Annotated in this window: 18 protein-coding genes and 1 tRNA gene; 11 read left to right on the top strand and 8 right to left on the bottom strand. The window is 55.2% G+C overall.

The window, feature by feature from the left end:
* Positions 1 to 298: 298 nt before the first annotated feature.
* A complete protein-coding gene (locus tag VE23_RS26280; protein WP_157053886.1) occupies positions 299 to 460 on the bottom strand; it encodes a hypothetical protein in 162 nt (53 codons plus the stop codon).
* Between the two features lie 508 nt (positions 461 to 968).
* On the opposite strand from VE23_RS26280, the gene VE23_RS25605 reads away from it, so the two are divergent.
* Complete coding sequence (locus VE23_RS25605) at positions 969 to 1244, top strand: tyrosine-type recombinase/integrase (RefSeq protein WP_084781676.1); 276 nt, start codon at positions 969 to 971, stop codon at positions 1242 to 1244.
* Between the two features lie 4 nt (positions 1245 to 1248).
* On the opposite strand, the gene VE23_RS01475 is transcribed toward VE23_RS25605, so the two are convergent.
* Positions 1249 to 1332, bottom strand: a tRNA-Leu gene (locus VE23_RS01475).
* A 302-nt stretch (positions 1333 to 1634) separates the two neighbouring features.
* On the opposite strand from VE23_RS01475, the gene VE23_RS01470 reads away from it, so the two are divergent.
* The 7 genes from VE23_RS01470 to hisC are packed head-to-tail and all read left to right on the top strand — an operon-like array spanning position 1635 to position 8200.
* Positions 1635 to 2750, top strand: coding sequence for an iron-containing alcohol dehydrogenase family protein (locus VE23_RS01470; protein WP_048743930.1), 1116 nt, complete (start codon positions 1635 to 1637; stop codon positions 2748 to 2750).
* Between the two features lie 48 nt (positions 2751 to 2798).
* Positions 2799 to 3854: an ABC transporter substrate-binding protein gene (locus tag VE23_RS01465; RefSeq protein ID WP_049867121.1), complete on the top strand. Its 1056-nt coding sequence runs from the start codon at positions 2799 to 2801 to the stop codon at positions 3852 to 3854.
* 16 nt (positions 3855 to 3870) lie between these two features.
* A complete protein-coding gene (locus tag VE23_RS01460) occupies positions 3871 to 4653 on the top strand; it encodes an ABC transporter permease subunit (protein WP_048743925.1) in 783 nt (260 codons plus the stop codon).
* Positions 4640 to 5443, top strand: a complete 804-nt coding sequence (locus VE23_RS01455; RefSeq protein ID WP_049867120.1) for an ATP-binding cassette domain-containing protein — start codon at positions 4640 to 4642, stop codon at positions 5441 to 5443. The genes VE23_RS01460 and VE23_RS01455 overlap by 14 nt, the downstream gene beginning before the upstream one ends.
* A gap of 40 nt (positions 5444 to 5483) precedes the next feature.
* Positions 5484 to 5957, top strand: a complete 474-nt coding sequence (locus tag VE23_RS01450) for a GNAT family N-acetyltransferase (protein WP_048748772.1) — start codon at positions 5484 to 5486, stop codon at positions 5955 to 5957.
* A 15-nt stretch (positions 5958 to 5972) separates the two neighbouring features.
* Positions 5973 to 7049 carry an LLM class flavin-dependent oxidoreductase gene (locus VE23_RS01445; RefSeq protein ID WP_021877808.1) on the top strand — a complete coding sequence of 359 codons (1077 nt, stop codon included), beginning with the start codon at positions 5973 to 5975 and terminating at the stop codon, positions 7047 to 7049.
* Between the two features lie 50 nt (positions 7050 to 7099).
* The gene (hisC, locus tag VE23_RS01440; protein WP_049867119.1) at positions 7100 to 8200 is read left to right on the top strand and encodes a histidinol-phosphate transaminase; all 1101 of its coding nucleotides are present in this window, start codon (positions 7100 to 7102) and stop codon (positions 8198 to 8200) included.
* A gap of 78 nt (positions 8201 to 8278) precedes the next feature.
* On the opposite strand, the gene VE23_RS01435 is transcribed toward hisC, so the two are convergent.
* A complete protein-coding gene (locus tag VE23_RS01435) occupies positions 8279 to 10603 on the bottom strand; it encodes an ABC transporter permease (RefSeq protein ID WP_049867118.1) in 2325 nt (774 codons plus the stop codon).
* Complete coding sequence (locus VE23_RS01430) at positions 10603 to 11307, bottom strand: ABC transporter ATP-binding protein (RefSeq protein WP_048748788.1); 705 nt, start codon at positions 11305 to 11307, stop codon at positions 10603 to 10605. Before VE23_RS01430 ends, VE23_RS01435 begins: the two co-directional genes overlap by 1 nt.
* Positions 11308 to 11560: 253 nt before the next feature.
* Between VE23_RS01430 and VE23_RS01425 the strand changes: the two genes are divergently transcribed.
* Genes VE23_RS01425 through VE23_RS01415 form a run of 3 tightly spaced genes read left to right on the top strand, consistent with a single transcriptional unit; the run spans position 11561 to position 13485 of the window.
* Entirely contained in the window at positions 11561 to 11929 is a 369-nt protein-coding gene (locus tag VE23_RS01425) for a GntR family transcriptional regulator (protein ID WP_021877812.1), read from the top strand.
* Positions 11930 to 11936: 7 nt separating this feature from the next.
* A complete protein-coding gene (locus tag VE23_RS01420) occupies positions 11937 to 12806 on the top strand; it encodes an ATP-binding cassette domain-containing protein (RefSeq protein WP_049867117.1) in 870 nt (289 codons plus the stop codon).
* 1 nt (position 12807) lies between these two features.
* Positions 12808 to 13485, top strand: a complete 678-nt coding sequence (locus tag VE23_RS01415; RefSeq protein ID WP_049867116.1) for a hypothetical protein — start codon at positions 12808 to 12810, stop codon at positions 13483 to 13485.
* 214 nt (positions 13486 to 13699) lie between these two features.
* On the opposite strand, the gene VE23_RS01410 is transcribed toward VE23_RS01415, so the two are convergent.
* From VE23_RS01410 to VE23_RS01395, 4 genes are all read right to left on the bottom strand, one after another.
* Positions 13700 to 14086 (bottom strand): GIY-YIG nuclease family protein, encoded by a 387-nt coding sequence (locus tag VE23_RS01410; protein WP_048749406.1) that lies wholly within the window; start codon positions 14084 to 14086, stop codon positions 13700 to 13702.
* A 27-nt stretch (positions 14087 to 14113) separates the two neighbouring features.
* On the bottom strand, positions 14114 to 14593 hold the full coding sequence (locus VE23_RS01405) for a DUF6530 family protein (protein ID WP_021877816.1): 480 nt from the start codon (positions 14591 to 14593) through the stop codon (positions 14114 to 14116).
* A gap of 334 nt (positions 14594 to 14927) precedes the next feature.
* On the bottom strand, positions 14928 to 15752 hold the full coding sequence (locus VE23_RS01400) for a carbohydrate ABC transporter permease (RefSeq protein ID WP_049867115.1): 825 nt from the start codon (positions 15750 to 15752) through the stop codon (positions 14928 to 14930).
* Positions 15745 to 16638 carry a carbohydrate ABC transporter permease gene (locus VE23_RS01395; RefSeq protein ID WP_048749409.1) on the bottom strand — a complete coding sequence of 298 codons (894 nt, stop codon included), beginning with the start codon at positions 16636 to 16638 and terminating at the stop codon, positions 15745 to 15747. The genes VE23_RS01400 and VE23_RS01395 overlap by 8 nt, the downstream gene beginning before the upstream one ends.
* Between the last annotated feature and the right edge of the window lie 33 nt (positions 16639 to 16671).

Genomic DNA, 16671 nt, shown 5'->3' with positions numbered 1-16671 from the left:
ATTTTATTACTGTCCGAAAGCATCGGCGATCCCCTGTTGAGAAGCACTCACAGGGGTATTTTATTTTTCATTCGAGAGGTGCTAGTGTTATGTAAGATATAAAGAGATGAATGTTAAGCGGGGGGCATATTGAGTCCCTTTGTAAAATAATTGCCGATTGTAAAATAATTGCCGATACGAACAATGGACTGACTGGTTAACAGATTGAGTATTTCCTAAGAGCTATAGGGGTCACGGATACTGATCCTAACTTTACCAAATGGAAAAGACTTTTATTATCCTACAAGCTATTACCATTTTAAGTAAGCATATGAAGAAGCACCACATAATCACGAACCATTAACCGTTCTTCAGGAGATTGTTGTTTGATAAGAACTTTGTTCCGGCCATCATATTGTTGCTGATGCTCAGTCAGCAGCATTTTTCCACGCCACCTCTCATTACCTTCCAGTTTTCTCATCGGTAATGACCTCCAATCTGTTCCGTACGTTCTCTTGCAACCCCTGATTTAAGTAACGTGAATGCCATTATGGCGGAATCACCAAAGCGATCTTTAATGGAATCGGTGGCTTTCTCCAATGCGTATGCCGAAGTCCGATCATCGAATAAGGTAGGCTGGTACTCAGAATCGTTGTTGAGATCGGTCAAGGAAATGAATAACCGACTTAACGGAAGACCACGCAAATATGTTATAAATAATTTTTGAACGGCTTTAGCAACTTCGTGAGTCCTTTTATGAATCGTCATCCATATTTGCGCGGTGCAAATTGGGTTCTGCCTCAAATAACGTAAAAATTCAATACTCTGAGTGGCGTATGCAAGAGAGGCGAATGATGGGACAACCCAGCATCCAGGCTTTGTTACTGTTTTACCAGAGGATTGTACATTAAAATGATTTTTAAGTGGAGTCTGGCTTGTTCGTGAAAACTCAATTAGTCCTCTGGGATACTGGATATACTGAACTCAAAATGTTATCCAGTATCCCGACAATGCGCAGACTTCGATTTCACGATTTCCGGCATAACTGCGCCAGACTATTACTGGCGAATGGTGTAAGTATGAAAGAGATTCAAGAATGTTTCGGGAATAGCCATTACTCTACGACTGCTAACATTAATGCTCATCTGGACTACAGTTCCAACATATCGTCGGCGCAGATCATGAGCAACACCTTACAAATCCCAAGAATACAAAAAGCTCCTGAATCGTCCCCAGGACAAATTCAAGAGCTCTTGCATTGTTAATTAATGCGGTCAAGAGGACTTGAACCTCCACGTCATTGCTGACACTAGAACCTGAATCTAGCGCGTCTGCCAATTCCGCCATGACCGCGAATCACAAGAAATAATATAACACGAGCTGCAATTTGATGTCAACACTTTCCCATCTATTTTTAGATTGAATTTTATTGGCTTTCAATCGGACTTTTCTATCGCCGGATGAATTGACAGCAGCGCCCTGCCGCTCCTATACTTCTAATCAACACTATTCCACCTTATTTACTATGATTTATACCCCAGCCGACCGGACCGCCGGAGGCTGAAGCTCGCAGCAACGCACCGCTGCCGCTTCAGCCTCTTTTTGCGGTTACCCGCAGCAAAACATTCCTTGCAGAAAGAATCGGAGGTTAGCCTATGATCGCTATCAAAGCTCCCTTATTGTATCGAAACGAACCGGCCCTTCTGGAGCAGAAGGGGCTGCTGGAAGACTGGGAGGGACGAATCGCGGTCATTATAAGCGGAAATACCGCATGGGATCTCGTATCCGCGCAGCTCGCCTCCCGCCTCGGCGAAGCCCATATCCCTTTCTCCAGGCTGTCGTTCAAAGGGTACTGCACCCAGGAGAAGATCGACCGCTGCTCCCTAGAGGCCGAGCGCCTCAATCCTTCCTTTCTGATCGGGATCGGCGGCGGCTCCGTCCTTGACCTGACAAAGGCCGTCGGAGACAAGCTCGGCCTCCCGGTCGTGGCAATCCCGACCGTTGCCGCAACATGCGCGGCCTGGTCTGCTCTGACCGTGCTCTATGACGATGCCGGACGCGCCGCCGGCTACCTGCCTCTCTCGCGTTCTCCCGAGCTGGTGCTGGCCGATGCCCGCGTTCTCGCCCATGCCCCGCGCCGTTATCTCGCATCCGGCATCGCCGACACGATCGTGAAATGGCATGAGCACGGCGTGAATGCTCCGGCTGGCAAGCAGCCCGGCCTGGATCTTCAACTGAGCCTTCACGCTGCCCGCCTTGCCCTCGATCTGCTGACCTCCCACTCGGCTCAGGTATATGAAGCAGCCGATGTCCTGTCACCTCCGGTCGACGAAGCCTTCAGCCAAACGATAGATGCCGTCATCGTGCTGGCGGGACTGGCAGGGAGCATCCACAGCGGCCGGCGCAGGGCGGCTATCGCGCATGCCATTCATGACCGGCTGACATGGTTTCCCGAGACGCAAGGCACGCTGCATGGAGAAAAGGTCGGCTTCGGCCTGCTGTCGCAGCTCGTTCTCGAGGGCAAAGCCGACGAAGCGGTGTCGCTTGCCTCGCTGTTCCGCCGGATCGGGCTTCCCGTCACGCTGGAGGATCTCGGCTTCAAGCCTTCCCGGCTCAAGGCGCATCAAGACATCGCCTCCGGCATCCAGCTGCCGGAAGAAGCCAAGGCAGCGCTCGCTTTCGACGCCTCGCCCGCCCGTATCGCCCAGGCGATAGCCGGAGCGGACGCCATCGGCAGAACGGCCGCAGCCAATCTCATGACCGGCTCGTAACCGGCGCGGCACCCATTCCTTCTTCGCGAAAGGCGGATTGAATTCCTTATGGCCAACCGGTCCAACCTCACCATCAAGCTTCTCCCTATTCTCCTGCTCTCGGCAGCCTTGGCAGGCTGTTCGGGCAGCAGCTCCGGCTCCTCGGCTGCAGCCGGCAATACCTCCTCTCCAGGAACGGCCGCTCTTTCTTCAACCGGCTCGCAGGCCGATCTGGGCAAGGTCACCCTGCGGGTGGGACAGACGGGCTGGGCAAGCCTGGAGCAGGGCTTCAAGGCGGCAGGTGTCGACGACACTCCGTACAAGCTCGAGTTTAGCGTGTTCCAGGGAGGCAACCTGCAGCTGGAAGCGATCGCGGCCGATCATCTCGATGTCGCCCAGACGAGCGAGATCCCGCCGATCTTCGCTTCCCAATCAGCCGGGGGCGGCAACTTCAAGATTATCGCCCTCAGCAATTCCAATACGCTGAACCAAGAGGTCGTCGTCCCCAAAGGCTCCCCGCTCAAGCAGCCGGCCGATCTCAAAGGAAAGAAAGTCGCGTTCGTCAAAGCGACGACGGCTCATTATTTCCTGCTGAAGATTCTCCAGGAAGCCGGATTGTCGTGGAGCGACATCCAGCCGGTGGAGCTGTCCACCGCCGACGGGCTCAGCGCCCTGCTCAGCGGCAAAGTCGACGCGCTGGCAAGCTACGGGAACTCCATCATTACGGCTCATGAGAACGGAGCTTCGACTCTCGCCAGCGCGAAGGATATCCTCTCCGGCAATTTCCCGATCGAAGCGACTCCGGCCGCGATCGCGGATCCGGGCAAGCATGCCGCGATCGCCGACTTTTTGAACCGCTTGAACCGCTATCAGGAATGGACGCGCCAGAACAAGGAGAAATGGGCGGAAATTACGGCCGCCGCCACCCACCAGGATCCGGAGACGGCGCTGAAGACGCTGGAGGAAGGCGAGGCCCAGCGTCCGTCCAAGGTGCTTCCGGTCACGCCGGAAGCGATCGCGTCCAATCAGGATGTGGCGGATGCGCTGCAGACTGTCGGCCTTTTGAAAGCCAACGTGGATGTGAGCTCGTTCTTCAGCGATGCGTTCGCATCGGAAATCAAGTAAAGGAGCCCTGGCAGCCATGAACCGTACCGCCTCCCCGCGCCGGCGCGACGTCATCCTTCCCTGGACGCTTCCCGTCCTCATCCTTGCCCTCTGGCAGGTGTCCACGTCAGCGGGCTGGATTGCGGAGCGCACCCTCCCTCAGCCTCTGCGCGTGGCGGAAACGCTGGCGGATACGATCCGCAGCGGCGTGCTTCTGCACAATCTCGGCATCAGCGCGATGCGGGCCATGCTCGGCTTCCTCATCGGCGGCGGAATCGGCTTCGCCCTCGGACTGATGAACGGATTGTCCAAGACCGCGGAGAAGGCGACGGACTCCTCGATCCAGATGATCCGCAACATCCCGCTGTTCGCCCTCCTCCCCTTGTTCATCATCTGGTTCGGCATCGGCGAGGAGATCAAGCTTGCGCTCGTATCGCTCGGCGTCTTTTTCCCGGTCTATCTCAATACGTTCCACGGCATCCGCTCGGTCGATCCCGGGCTGATCGAGATGGGCAAAGTCTACCGAATGAGCAGGCGCTCCTTGTACGCACACATCGTCTTGCCGGGCGCGCTGCCCTCCATTCTCGTCGGCGTGAGATACGCCCTGGGCATCACCTGGCTCGTCCTCATCGTTGCGGAGACGGTCGCTGCGGATGCCGGCATCGGATACATGGCCATGAACGCCAGGGAATTTTTCCAGCTGGACGTCATTGTGCTTAGCATCGTCATTTACGCCCTGCTCGGCAAGCTGTCCGACAGCCTCGCCAAGCGGCTTGAAAAGCGGTTCCTGAAATGGAACCCGACCTATGTTCCCCGTTAAGGAGGCGGCCGGATTGGCCCATGCAGAAAAGAAAGGAATCGGCTTCGAGCTCCGCCGGCTCGGAATGTCGTTCGACGGAAGGCCGGTCCTGTCGGAGCTGAACCTGTCGGTGAGATCCGGCGAGTTCGTAGCGGTCGTCGGACGGAGCGGCTGCGGCAAGAGCACGCTGCTCCGGCTTGTCGCGGGGCTTCAGCAGCCATCGCAGGGAGAGATCGCCTGGGAAGAGGCGCACGCCTCCGGCACGCCGGAATATACCCGCGTCCTGTTCCAGGAAGCAAGGCTGCTCCCCTGGAAGTCCGTGCTCGACAACGTCAGGCTCGCGGCAGGCACGGACCGGGATACGGCCGCGGACGCCCTTCGCCAAGTCGGGCTCGCTTCCCGCCAGAACGATTGGCCCTCCGTCCTCTCCGGCGGCCAGAGGCAGCGGGTCGCTCTGGCCCGCGCGCTGGCGAGCCGCCCCCGGCTGCTGCTGCTCGACGAGCCGCTCGGCGCGCTCGACGCGCTGACCCGGATCGAGATGCAGAGCCTGATCGAGTCGCTTTGGGCCGAATCGGGCTTCACGACGATTCTCGTCACGCATGACGTCAGCGAGGCTGTCGCACTCGCCGACCGGGTGCTGCTGATCGAGGAAGGCCGGATCGCTCTGGATATTTCCATCGAGCTCGCACGGCCCCGGGAAAGGGACAGCGGGTTCGCCTACTACGAAAATCTGATCTTGAACAAGGTGCTTGGCCGCAAGGAGGAGCCGCTTCCCCCTGCCGCGCAGCGCAAGCTCAGCTATTCCATCTGAGATCATCATCATTCATACCCTTGAAAGGCAGGAATCAATAATGTCAACATTGACAGCAGCTCCGGAAAGCATCTGCTCCCCCGATGCGGAACAGCTCATCTCGGAGCTGAGCGCCGAGCTCGCCGCCCTATATCAAGTCGAGGACGGATCGGCAGGCTTCACGCCCGCCGATCTCGACCACCCGAGGGCGGCGCTTGTCGTCGCCCGCATCGGCGGCATCCCCGCCGGATGCGGAGCGCTGCGGCCCCTCGACGAGCATGCGGTCGAGGTCAAGCGGGTCTACACCCGCCCCGTATACCGCCGCCAAGGGGTGGCGCTCGCCATTATGGATGAGCTGGAGAGGCTCGCAGCCGAATTCGGCTACCGCAGCATCAGGCTGCAGACCGGCCCGCTGCAGCCTGAAGCGGTCGCCCTCTATGAACGCTCGGGTTATTACCGCATTCCCCGCTTCCATGGAGAATGGGACGAAGTGATTGCCTTCCAGAAGGATGTCAAGGTCAACCAGGCCGGTTAAACGAGGAGATGCCGCATGAAATTCGCATGGTTCAGCCTGGTCATGAATCTGCCCCACGCAATTACCGGGGAGCAGCTCACGCCCAAGCAGAAATTCGATCAAATCATCCGCCAGGCCGAGCTTGCCGAGACGCTCGGCTTCGAGGCTTACGGGGTCGGGGAAAGGCATGGCGCCCCGTTTCTCAGCTCTTCTCCGGCCGTGCTGCTCGCAGCTATCGCTGGCCGCACCCGCATCATCCGGCTGCTGACGACCGTATCCGTGCTCAGCGTGCTGGATCCCGTCCGCGTCGCCGAGGATTACGCCACAGTCGACCAGCTCAGCGGCGGCAGGCTGGAGCTGATCATCGGCAAGGGCAATGATCCCCGCCATTACCCGCTCTTCGGCGTTCCGCCGGAGGAACAGTGGGAGTCGCTCGCGGAGCGCTACGCGCTGCTGAAGAGGCTTTGGAGCGAGGAGGATGTCGTCTGGACGGGCAAGTATCGTCCGCCGCTGGACGGAGTGACGACACAGCCCCGGCCTTTCGGCGGCACGATTCCGATCTGGCACGGGAGCGCCTCGAGCCCGCTGTCCACGGAGCTGGCCGCCCAGGCCGGCGAGCCGATCTTTTCGTCGAACTCCTTTCATCATCTGCAGAAGTACAAGGATCTCATCGACCACTACCGGGAGCGCCTCGCGCATTACGGCCATCCCCCGGAGAAGGCTGTCGTCGGCGCCGGGGCGGGCAGCCTCTATCTCGCCGCCACGCAGGAAGAAGCCATCCGGCGCTACAAGCCTTATTACGAGCTGTTCAGCGGGACCGATTCCGCCAAGCACAACCAGTCTCCCTTCACCGGCCTCGAAGACAACATCCGGAATGGCCCGATTCTGGTCGGAAGCCCGGACAGCGTCATCGAGAAAATCCTCACCTATCAAAAAGCCTTCGGCAATCAGGTGCTCGGCCTCAGCGTCGACGGCTTGTCGGTGAGCGAGCAGCGCGAGCAGCTGCAATGGTTTGCCGCCGAAGTAGCCCCCATTCTCCGGAGGGAGGCTCCTTCCACGGTGTGGGACACCCGGCCGGCTTCGTCCGCTGCCGGACCGCTGTCGATCTATTAAAATCCACCTTCGCCGGTTCGAGAAGCCCGCGACGAGGAGGTCCATTCGAGATGTGCGCTTACCCTTTGAGAAAACAATTGCAAGGCATTCCGGCCTTTCTGCCGGCGAAGCCGGCTTCCGAAGCCAATGGACAAGGAAGGCTTCCCGATGTGCGGCTCGCAGCCAACGAGAATACGCTCGGCTTCTCCCCGCTTGCTGCCGCAGCCATACAGGCTGCCGTTTCGCGACTTTACCTGTATCCGGACAGCCAGGCCTCCAGCCTGAGAAGCAAGCTGGCCGCCAAGCTGCGGGTGGATCCAGGCCAGCTCGTATTCGGCAACGGCTCCTTCGAGCTGTTGTCTCTCGCCGCCTATACGTTCCTTGCTCCTGGCGAAGAAGCCCTCCTGCCCTCTCCTTCCTTCGGCTGGTACCGGGTCGCGACATTGGCAGCCGGAGGCATTCCCGTCACGGTGCCGCTGCGGAATCATGCCGTTGATCTCGATGAAATCGCACGAAGGATTTCCCCGACCACCGGCCTCGTCTGGCTGTGCAATCCCAACAATCCTACCGGCTCTTACTTCACCGATTCGGAGCTCCGGCTCTTCCTCGACCGGGTTCCTCCCCATGTGTTCGTCGTGCTGGACGAAGCCTATCGGGAATTCGCGGAGCAGGAGGATTTTCCGGATACCGCAGCCCTTGTCGAGAGCTGCCCGAACGCGGCCGTTCTCCGGACATTCTCCAAAGCCTACGGACTTGCCGGCCTGCGCATCGGCTATGCGATAGCTGCGGCAGATACGGCGGCGGCACTGAACCGGCTGAGGCTTCCTCCCAATCTGGGCATCTTGGCTGAAGCCGGGGCAGCGGCGAGTCTGGAGGACGAAGCCTTCCTGCAGTCGGTGCTGGACAACAACCGCATCGAAAAACAGCGTTATTACGAGACTTTCCAGCTTCTCGGGCTCTCTTACCTGCCAAGCGAAACGAACTTCGTCATGGTCGATCTCGGCCGCGACAGCGGTCCGGTATTTGAATGGCTGCTGCAGGAGGGCATTCTCGTACGGCCCGGACGCGACTTCGATATGCCGACCTGGCTGAGGATTACGATCGGGCGGCCGGAGGAGAACCGGGCGGTGCTGGCGAAGCTGGAGAAGGCGCTTCAGCCATCCGCGCCTTAAAGGCCGGCTGTCGCGAGCATGCGCAAAAAAGCTCCCGGAGACGCTGATCCAGCGGCTCTCGGGAGCTTTTTCCATGATTTATTCGATGCTTTTCAACGATTCGATCATATTGATTCGGGCTACCTTTCTCCGAAGCAGCAAGCTGGAGAGAGTAGTGAGCAAGAAGGCGAGGAAGGCGGATACCAGCATGACAACCCGATTGAGTTGGTCCGGGATTTGCTGATGGGTGCTCGACAGCGCCTCTATGATGATGGAATACATGTAGCCGCTGATCGGCAGCGCTATCATGACCGCAAAGGTGGTGAGTATCATGTTCTCGGAGAAGATAAGCCGGTTTATATTCCTCTCTTGATAACCCAATACCTTCAGAGTAGCCAGCTCGCGATTCCGTTCGTAAATGTTGATGGAGGATATCGTGTAGATGGCGCCAAACGAAAGAATGACGGCGCTGATGATAAACAGGATGAAAATAAAGCTGTTTTGCTTCAGGATAAATTGTGCCGATTCCTTCAAATCATCCTTGTCCGCGATTGTATCGACCTGATAGTCTTGTTCGAAGAACTGCCGGACGCCAGCCAAATCTGCGGCGCTGCCGGCTTTGACCAGCATGGAGGTTGGGTTGTAGTCGATGCCAAAGCTCTTGAGATACGCTATCGAGCAAAAGAACGACGGATTCGAATACTGATTGGATATTTGCGCAACCTTCATATCGACCGTTTTATTCGCAAGCGACGGATCGGTGAATTGAATCCGGATCGTATCCCCTATCGCGACCTTATAGTGATCCGCATACGATTTGGGTACGAGCACGCCGCTGTCCACAAGCCTCATCGGACGGTCGTTCTCGTCGAAAAATTGAATAAGAGCGTTGTCCTTCTCCGTAACGGTCAACGTGGCGTTCTCATGATCATCGCCTTTGACGAATTTCACGGGAAAGGCGGACAGATCATAGCTGCTTTCAATTCCGGTCGGCAGCTCCGCCTTCTTTAACTCTGCTCCCCTCTTGTATTCGACCTTCAGATCATAGGCATTCACCTCTTCGATCTGGTCCGCCACCCTTTGCAAGGACGTTTGAGTCCCGAAAGCAGTGATCAACAACACCGTGCTCACCACAACGCCGGCAGAGCTCGCAATCGCCTTCTGCTTATGGAGAAAGATGTTTCTCAAAATGAGCTTGTTGCTGTACGAAATGCGTCTCCAGATTCCCGGAAGCCGTTCAATGAGCAGCTTCTTCATCTTCTTCGGCGGTTTAGGCCTCATCGCCTGCGCTGCGTGTTCCCGCAGAATGCCTATGCCGCTCAAGTAACAAGCCAGCATGCCGAATGCGCTCGAGAAAAGGATAGGAAGAATGACCGAGAAGGAGGATAGGGAGAACTCAATGCTCGGCAGCGAGTAGGATCTGGCGTTCGACGCCTCGATCATGGGAATGAATAGGATCGCCGCAGCGGCGCAGCCGAGAATGGAGCCTATGATGCCGACGAGCACCGGGAACCCCATGTAATGGAGCATGATGCTGCTGTTCTTCACTCCCAACGCCTTCATAATGCCTACTTGGTTCCTTTGCGAATCAATGATTCGGGACATCGCGAGGAAGAGGATGATGGCTTCGATGATAAAGAAAACCAGGGGAATGACCTTGCTCATCAATTTGTTGTTGTGGACGGTTTGTTGGACCTGCGAATAATTGAATGTCCGTTCTTTGCTTATTTGGCTTACATAAGAAAGCTTTTGGGAATGAGCTTCAACGTTTTGGCCCAACCGGTCGATGCCGTACCCTTCTTCCGCATCGATCAAAACTTCATTATAGTAAAGGCTTCCGGCGATTCGGGGAACTCCAGCTTCGGCCACATAGGCGAATCCGGCCGTTTTATGGTCCTGGGTTTCGTTTTTTTTGGCATATTCCACATTTTCGCCCAGGCCGCTGATGGTGAATGCCATTTCCTCGTCATCGACGCTTACCTGTAGTTGATCCCCGACTCTGAATTGATGTTCCCTGGCATAATGGGAATCAAGCAGGATCTGATTCTTGCTGGACGGAATGCTGCCTTCGATCATCGTAGGCGTATTTATGCTGTTGCTGGCCGGAATCGAATGGATTTTCAAGGTCGCTTTCGTAGTGCCAAAAGTTTGCGCCGCATCGAAGCTGTAGCGTCCTTCGACCTTTTTTACCCCTTCGATTTCACCCAGCTCCGACATGTCCTGCTTGGAAATGTGGTCGTAGTAAACGTTCAAGTCGCTTAGATTATGCGCATGGAAGTATTCCTTCGTATAAGCGCTGAGATGATCGCTTAGCGCAACCAGCCCCGTGTAGAAAAAAGCGCCTATGGCAATAACCAGCACAAAGGCAAGAAATTGGCCGATCGATTGCTTGATATCCCTTAATAATTTTTTGAATAAGTTCATTACCACTCAATCCCTTCAACGCTTTGCTTGTGCTCGTTGACCGTTACGCTTTCGATTTTTCCGCTTTTTACCGTAATGACTTTATCCGCCATCGGCGCAATCGCGGAGTTGTGCGTGACCAGCACAATACATTTTTTCGTTTCCGTGTTCAAATCCTGAAGAAGCTTCAAAACGGACTTGCCGGTCACATAATCCAACGCGCCAGTGGGCTCATCGCAGAGCAACAGCAAAGGGTTCTTGGCAACGGCGCGCGCAATGGCCACTCGCTGCTGTTCTCCTCCGGAGAGCTGGGACGGGAAATTTTTCATCCGGTTCTTCAACCCCACTTTCGTTAAGATCTCGTTGGCGTCCAGATGGTTTTTACATACTTCCGCGGCGAATTCAACGTTTTCCACAGCATTCAGATTGGGGATCAAGTTATAGAATTGAAAGACAAACCCTACCTTTTCGGCGCGATATCCCGTAAGCTCCTTCTCATTGAAGCCGGTAATATCCTTGCTGCCGACAGTCACCTTGCCCGAGGTAGCCGTATCCATGCCGCCAAGTATATTCAGAATCGTGCTTTTGCCGGCGCCGCTTGCACCCAGAACAACAACGAATTCGCCCTCGTTGATGGAAAAGTCGACGCCGTTCAGCGCCTTGATCGGCACTTCGCCTATTTTGTATTCTTTCGTTACGTTTTCAAATTCGATTAATGTTTTCATCGTTTCTATCTCCCCGTAATCGATTTGTCCTGCTTTTTGGTGCGCTCCCATTGGCAAATATGGGCTCAAGTGTGTTAGTATGTTACTCATGTAGCACACTATAATTCGAACGCTATCCATTGTCAATAACTGGACCTCATGTAAAAAAATCGCCCTGCTCCCTGCAGGACGATGAGATATTGACAAATTTTCGCATCTACGTTATGGTTTCCTGCTAGATATGCAACAAACTACGATGCTGAGTGGTGAAGCAATGAACGTCACTTTCGACGAAAAGCAGCCCATTTTCCAACAAGTCGCGGATATCATCGAGGACGATATTCTCAACGGAACTTACCGGGAGGACGAGCAGATTCTTTCCGTTGCTCAGTTTTCCCAGCTGTTCCAAATCAATCCGGCGACCGTTGTGAAGGGGATCGGCCTGCTCGTGAATGAAGGTATTTTGTATAAAAAAAGAGGGCTTGGCATGTATGTCTCCTCTGATGCCAAGCTGAAGATTCAGAAGCAGCGAAGAAATCGTTTCTACAAGGAGCTGCTGTCCAATCTCATCTCTGAAGCCGACAAGCTCGAGCTGGCAACCGAGGATATCATCGAGATGATCAAACAGCTGAGGAAGGAATGAAATCATTGTGAGCATCGTGCTGAGCTGCGAGAAATTAACCAAAAAATATGGCCGAACCTACGCCTTGCGGGATCTGGATCTACAGCTGGAGGAAAACGTTATTTACGGTCTGCTCGGACGAAACGGCGCTGGCAAAACGACCTTGCTCAACCTCATAGCAGGCGGACTGTTCGCTACCGATGGCACCATTGAGGCAAGAGGAAAAAAGCTGGGCAAAGGAGCGATTCCGGAGGATTGCTGTTATGTGCGGGAGAATAGCAAGCTGTTTGGAGGAGCTCGATTGATGGAGATTTTGCAGTTTGCTGCAACTTTTCATCCTCATTGGGACTGGGCGTTCGCTCATAAGCTGCTTCAGACGTTTCGGCTCGATCCCGACAAAAAAATCAAGCAGCTGTCCAGAGGCGCGGAATCGCTCGTAGGAAACATCATCGGTCTGTCCAGCCGATCGGCGTTGACCCTATTCGACGAACCGGTGCTTGGACTTGATGTGCTGATGCGCGAAAGGTTTTACAAGGAGCTGCTCGAGGATTACGCCAATCATCCCCGTACGATTTTGATTTCTACGCATTTGATGGACGAAATCGCCCCGATTGCAGAGCGAGTTTACATTCTAGACGAGGGCTCTCTCCTGCTTCATGAAGAGATGAATCAGATAAGCATGGCAGCTTATTTGATTCGAGGCCATTCGGATGCCGTGGCTGCGTTTACGGAAGGGAAGCGGGTATTGCATACCGAATCCTACGGCCACGGGAAGCTGGCCGCCATTTTCGAAAAGCTGGATGATGGGGACAGGCTGCAGGCGCGTCAACTAGACATTGCCCTGGAAAGTTTGACGCTTCAAAAGTTTTTCTCGTACTTGATCGAAGGAGGTCGCTGAATTGGGTTCCTTGGCTGTTCATCTAAAGGCGACTTATTTGCAAGCGAGGATATGCATCTGGATGGTCGTTGTTTTCATCCTCCTTGGCAGGCTGGCGGAATACATGGTCGGTCTCTTTACAGACAGCAGCCAAAACTCCGTACTCTCGGACGGCAACCTGCTGCTGCTTATTTTGCTCCTTTTCGCCATCGTACTTCCTCTTGGCTATTACAGTCGCATCGTACATATAGGCGCAAGCCGAAAACAATACTTCTGGGGGCTTCAATTCGTTTATGCCGTGTGGGCAGCGGCCCTCGCTTTATTCAATTGTTTATGGCCTATGCTGGAGGCGAATGTGTTCCACAAAAACACCGTTGATCTTGTTGAAGCTTTTCATTGGAACGAGTTTGGCGTGGCGGGTTCTTTTCTCTACCAGACTGTTTTTTATTTGATGTCGATGGCGCTGCTGAGCATGCTGGTCTCCGGCTGCCGCCATTTTGCCGGCTGGCTGCTGTGGGCGCTGTTCATTGTGGCGATCCCGATCGGAACGGCGATTCCTGAGCTGCGCGCTCATGTGGTTTCTTTTTTTGAAGCCTTGCTTTTCAACCGCTCTCTGCTCGAGGGCGTCGGATTTAATCTGGTGCTTTACTTCGTTTTCGTCGCCGGCGGCTGGTTGTTCACCAGAAGAAGAACACACTGATATTCGTGTCGCCCGGACATGGCTTCGATAGGCCGACCTGGCTGAGGATGGGGCAGGCCGGAGAAGAACCGGGCGGTGCTGGCGAAGCCGCTTCAGCCATCCGCGCCTTAAAGGCCGGCTGTCGCGAGCATGCGCAAAAAAGCTCCCGGAGACGCTGATTCAGCGGCTTTCGGGAGCTTTTTGCCTTCCGTTCTCCAGCACTAGGAGGAATACCTTACCGCTTCGGCTTATTGTATCCTTTGTCGCCGTAAGGCTGCAGCTTTTCGATCCACAGCTCCAGAAGCGCATCCACTTCGGCCTGATAGCCTTTCAGCTCCTCGGGATCTCCGGCGTACTCTTCTCTCGGCTTGATCTGGTCCAGCTCCTCGAAGACAAAGCTCTCCGCTCCGTAAGCCTTCCAATCGCTCTTCAATTCATGCAGCGTGTTCATCCCCGTGCTCTTGAAAAAATCCAGCCGGTTCTTCGCTCCGGGCAGATCCATGCTGCCGCATACAAGCACTTTCCCGTTCTCCTTGTTCCGGATCTGATACACACCCATCGGGCGGAACGATTGCTTGTAGGAGGAGGCGAGCTCCTTTTTGCTTTGCTTGTCCAGCGCCATTCCTATCCCTCCCTTTTCAGATTCCGATCAATAGCCCATTTCCGCCAGAATGCGCGAAAGCGTGCGCAGCCGCTCTCCGATCAGCTCTCCATCATCGCTCAGCGCCTGGCTGAACAGCTTGATATCCTCGTCGAGCTTGTCATTATCCGTACATACGGCTACCGTCATGGCGTCTCCCTGGAGGCCGATCCGGTCGATCACAGGGTTTGCCGGATCGTACAGCTTGGGATGCTGGTAGGCATCGCGGAAGTGAGCCATGCCGCTCGCAACGAGAATCGCCAGATCCAGCACTCGGTGCAGAGGGAGCTCTTCCGATTGCCTGGACCATTTCTCTCCCGTGTAGCGCCATACTTTGGCCGAAATGTCCACCTTTCCGCGATCATTCCATTGGGCGAGGCCGAGCGACAGGCCTTTCGCATCGGAATGGCCGGCCTGGCGTCCATCGACGTCGGCGTAATTCTCGACCGTTAGGACCGGTTTATGCTTGAGCGTAGTTGGAATTTTCATTTGATATCCTCCAAAAGAGAGATGGGATCGAAATGATTATTTACTAATTTACTAAATTACTAATTTACTGTTCAACTCATCATAGCGTCACAAGCATCTCCCGTCAAGGGACGATCTGTCCCTATCCCTTCGAATGCCTTCGTTCCCGGAGCTTTTTTAAGACCGGCTGCAGCCGGCCAATACCGGTCTCGCAAGCGGACATACGGAAAAGACCGCGAGAAGGGGAACCAAGTTCCCTTTCTTGCGGTCTCTTTCCCCCATCCGCCAATAATGATGGATGGCTGGCGGAAACGACGGAGGGATTGCATGTTCTTCTGTTTCCGCCTGATTCCGGTTATTTGACAGAACCCGTCATGCCCGCCACGAAATGCTTCTGCATCAGGAAGAAGACGAGCGCGGTCGGCAAGGTGCCGATGACGATGGCCGTCATGATGACTCCGTAATCCGGAGTATAACCCGAGCCGAGATTGGAGATGAGCAGAGGAATGGTCCGCGTATCTTCGGATTGAAGCACGATAAGCGGCCAGAGATAGTTGTTCCAGCTGGACATGAACGTGATGATCGCCGCGGCGGCGTAGGTGGTTCTCATCGTCGGGACGAAGATGCGGAAGAACAGCCCCAGCTCGCTCACTCCGTCGATCCTCCCTGCTTCCAGCAGATCGCGCGGGAACATCTTGGTGCTCTGGCGGAAAAAGAAGATCAGGAAAGCGGTCGTCATCGTCGGCAGCACGACAGCGGCGGCGGTATTGACGCCGATGAAGGGAACGGTACGGGAAACGGCGGCGAACATCCGGTACAGCGGCACCATCAGCGCGGCAAAAGGAATCATCATGGACAGCAGCAATATATTGAAGACGATATCCTTCGCTCTGCTGCGGTAGACCTCGAACCCGTATCCGGCAAGAGAGCCGATGACCAGCGCCAGGAAAGTGGTCGTCAGCGACACTTTGGCGGAGTTGGCGAGCGCGGTCACGACATCGTATTGATCGAACAGATTCCGCATGTTCGCGATGAGATGGCTGCCTGGCAGCAGCCTCCCTTGCGTCACGTCGACGGATTTATTCGTTGCGCTGACGATCATCCACAAGAACGGGAATACAGAGACGACGGTGGCCGCGATGAGGAAAGCATACGTGAAAGCCCTTCTCGGTTTAACCATTTCGATCACCTGCCGCTTTGAACTGGATGATGGAGAAAAGGACAATCAGAGCTACGACCGAATAAGACACCGTTGCCGCGTAGCCGAAGTCCGGCGTGTATTTGAAGGACAGGTTGTAGATGTACTGGGAAATGGTCGTGGTCGCGTTGCCCGGACCGCCCTTGGTAATATTCATGACCTCGTCGAAGAGCTGAAGCGTCCCGATCGTGGAGGTGATCGAAGTGAACAGGATGATCGGCTTCAGCAGCGGCACGGTGATGCCGAAGAACTGGCGGACCGGACCTGCTCCGTCGATGCGGGCCGCTTCATAGATCGAGCTGTCCACGTTCTGCAGCGCGGAGAGGTAGAAAATCATGTTGTACCCGGTCCATCGCCAAGTAATGGCGATGATGATCGTCGCTTTGGCCCAGAATGGGTCCGTCAGCCACCCGATCGGCTGGGAGACGAGATGGAGCTGGATCAGCGCCGTGTTGACCAGCCCGTCTTGGCCGAACAGGTATTTGAAGATGACGGAATAAGCGACCAGGGAAGTGACGCAGGGCAGGAAGATCGCCGTGCGGAAAAAACCTCTGAACTTGAGCCCGCTGTCGTTGAGCAGCACGGAAATGAACAAAGCAAGCACAATCATGATCGGAACCTGGATGATGAGGTAAGTGAATGTGTTCTTCACGGCCGCCAGAAAGGTCGTGTCTCCGAACAAGCGCCTGTAGTTCGCCAAGCCGGCAGCGTGCAGGTTCGTGCCTTTGCCCGATTTCAAAGACAAGAGGAACGCTTGAATCATGGGATAGAAATAGAAGGCGCAGATCAGCAGCACCGCAACCGAAACAAATATCCAGCCGATGGCTTGGGATTTCCGCTGCAATCTCGCTCCGGTTCTCGCATTCATGCGGGAGCAGCTCCTTTCTTTTGAGGACGCCAA

Origin of the sequence: Paenibacillus sp. D9, assembly GCF_001188365.1 — a bacterium.
GTDB classification, from domain to species: domain Bacteria; phylum Bacillota; class Bacilli; order Paenibacillales; family Paenibacillaceae; genus Paenibacillus_O; species Paenibacillus_O humicus.
This window is presented reverse-complemented; position numbering and strand designations above follow the sequence as displayed.

Coding starts and splice junctions, on each gene's coding strand:
- VE23_RS26280 (WP_157053886.1), bottom strand. CDS start 460: ATGAGAAAACTGGAAGGTAATGAGAGGTGGCGTGGAAAAATGCTGCTG.
- VE23_RS25605 (WP_084781676.1), top strand. CDS start 969: ATGTTATCCAGTATCCCGACAATGCGCAGACTTCGATTTCACGATTTC.
- VE23_RS01470 (WP_048743930.1), top strand. CDS start 1,635: ATGATCGCTATCAAAGCTCCCTTATTGTATCGAAACGAACCGGCCCTT.
- VE23_RS01465 (WP_049867121.1), top strand. CDS start 2,799: ATGGCCAACCGGTCCAACCTCACCATCAAGCTTCTCCCTATTCTCCTG.
- VE23_RS01460 (WP_048743925.1), top strand. CDS start 3,871: ATGAACCGTACCGCCTCCCCGCGCCGGCGCGACGTCATCCTTCCCTGG.
- VE23_RS01455 (WP_049867120.1), top strand. CDS start 4,640: ATGTTCCCCGTTAAGGAGGCGGCCGGATTGGCCCATGCAGAAAAGAAA.
- VE23_RS01450 (WP_048748772.1), top strand. CDS start 5,484: ATGTCAACATTGACAGCAGCTCCGGAAAGCATCTGCTCCCCCGATGCG.
- VE23_RS01445 (WP_021877808.1), top strand. CDS start 5,973: ATGAAATTCGCATGGTTCAGCCTGGTCATGAATCTGCCCCACGCAATT.
- hisC (WP_049867119.1), top strand. CDS start 7,100: ATGTGCGCTTACCCTTTGAGAAAACAATTGCAAGGCATTCCGGCCTTT.
- VE23_RS01435 (WP_049867118.1), bottom strand. CDS start 10,603: ATGAACTTATTCAAAAAATTATTAAGGGATATCAAGCAATCGATCGGC.
- VE23_RS01430 (WP_048748788.1), bottom strand. CDS start 11,307: ATGAAAACATTAATCGAATTTGAAAACGTAACGAAAGAATACAAAATA.
- VE23_RS01425 (WP_021877812.1), top strand. CDS start 11,561: ATGAACGTCACTTTCGACGAAAAGCAGCCCATTTTCCAACAAGTCGCG.
- VE23_RS01410 (WP_048749406.1), bottom strand. CDS start 14,086: ATGGCGCTGGACAAGCAAAGCAAAAAGGAGCTCGCCTCCTCCTACAAG.
- VE23_RS01405 (WP_021877816.1), bottom strand. CDS start 14,593: ATGAAAATTCCAACTACGCTCAAGCATAAACCGGTCCTAACGGTCGAG.
- VE23_RS01400 (WP_049867115.1), bottom strand. CDS start 15,752: ATGGTTAAACCGAGAAGGGCTTTCACGTATGCTTTCCTCATCGCGGCC.
- VE23_RS01395 (WP_048749409.1), bottom strand. CDS start 16,638: ATGAATGCGAGAACCGGAGCGAGATTGCAGCGGAAATCCCAAGCCATC.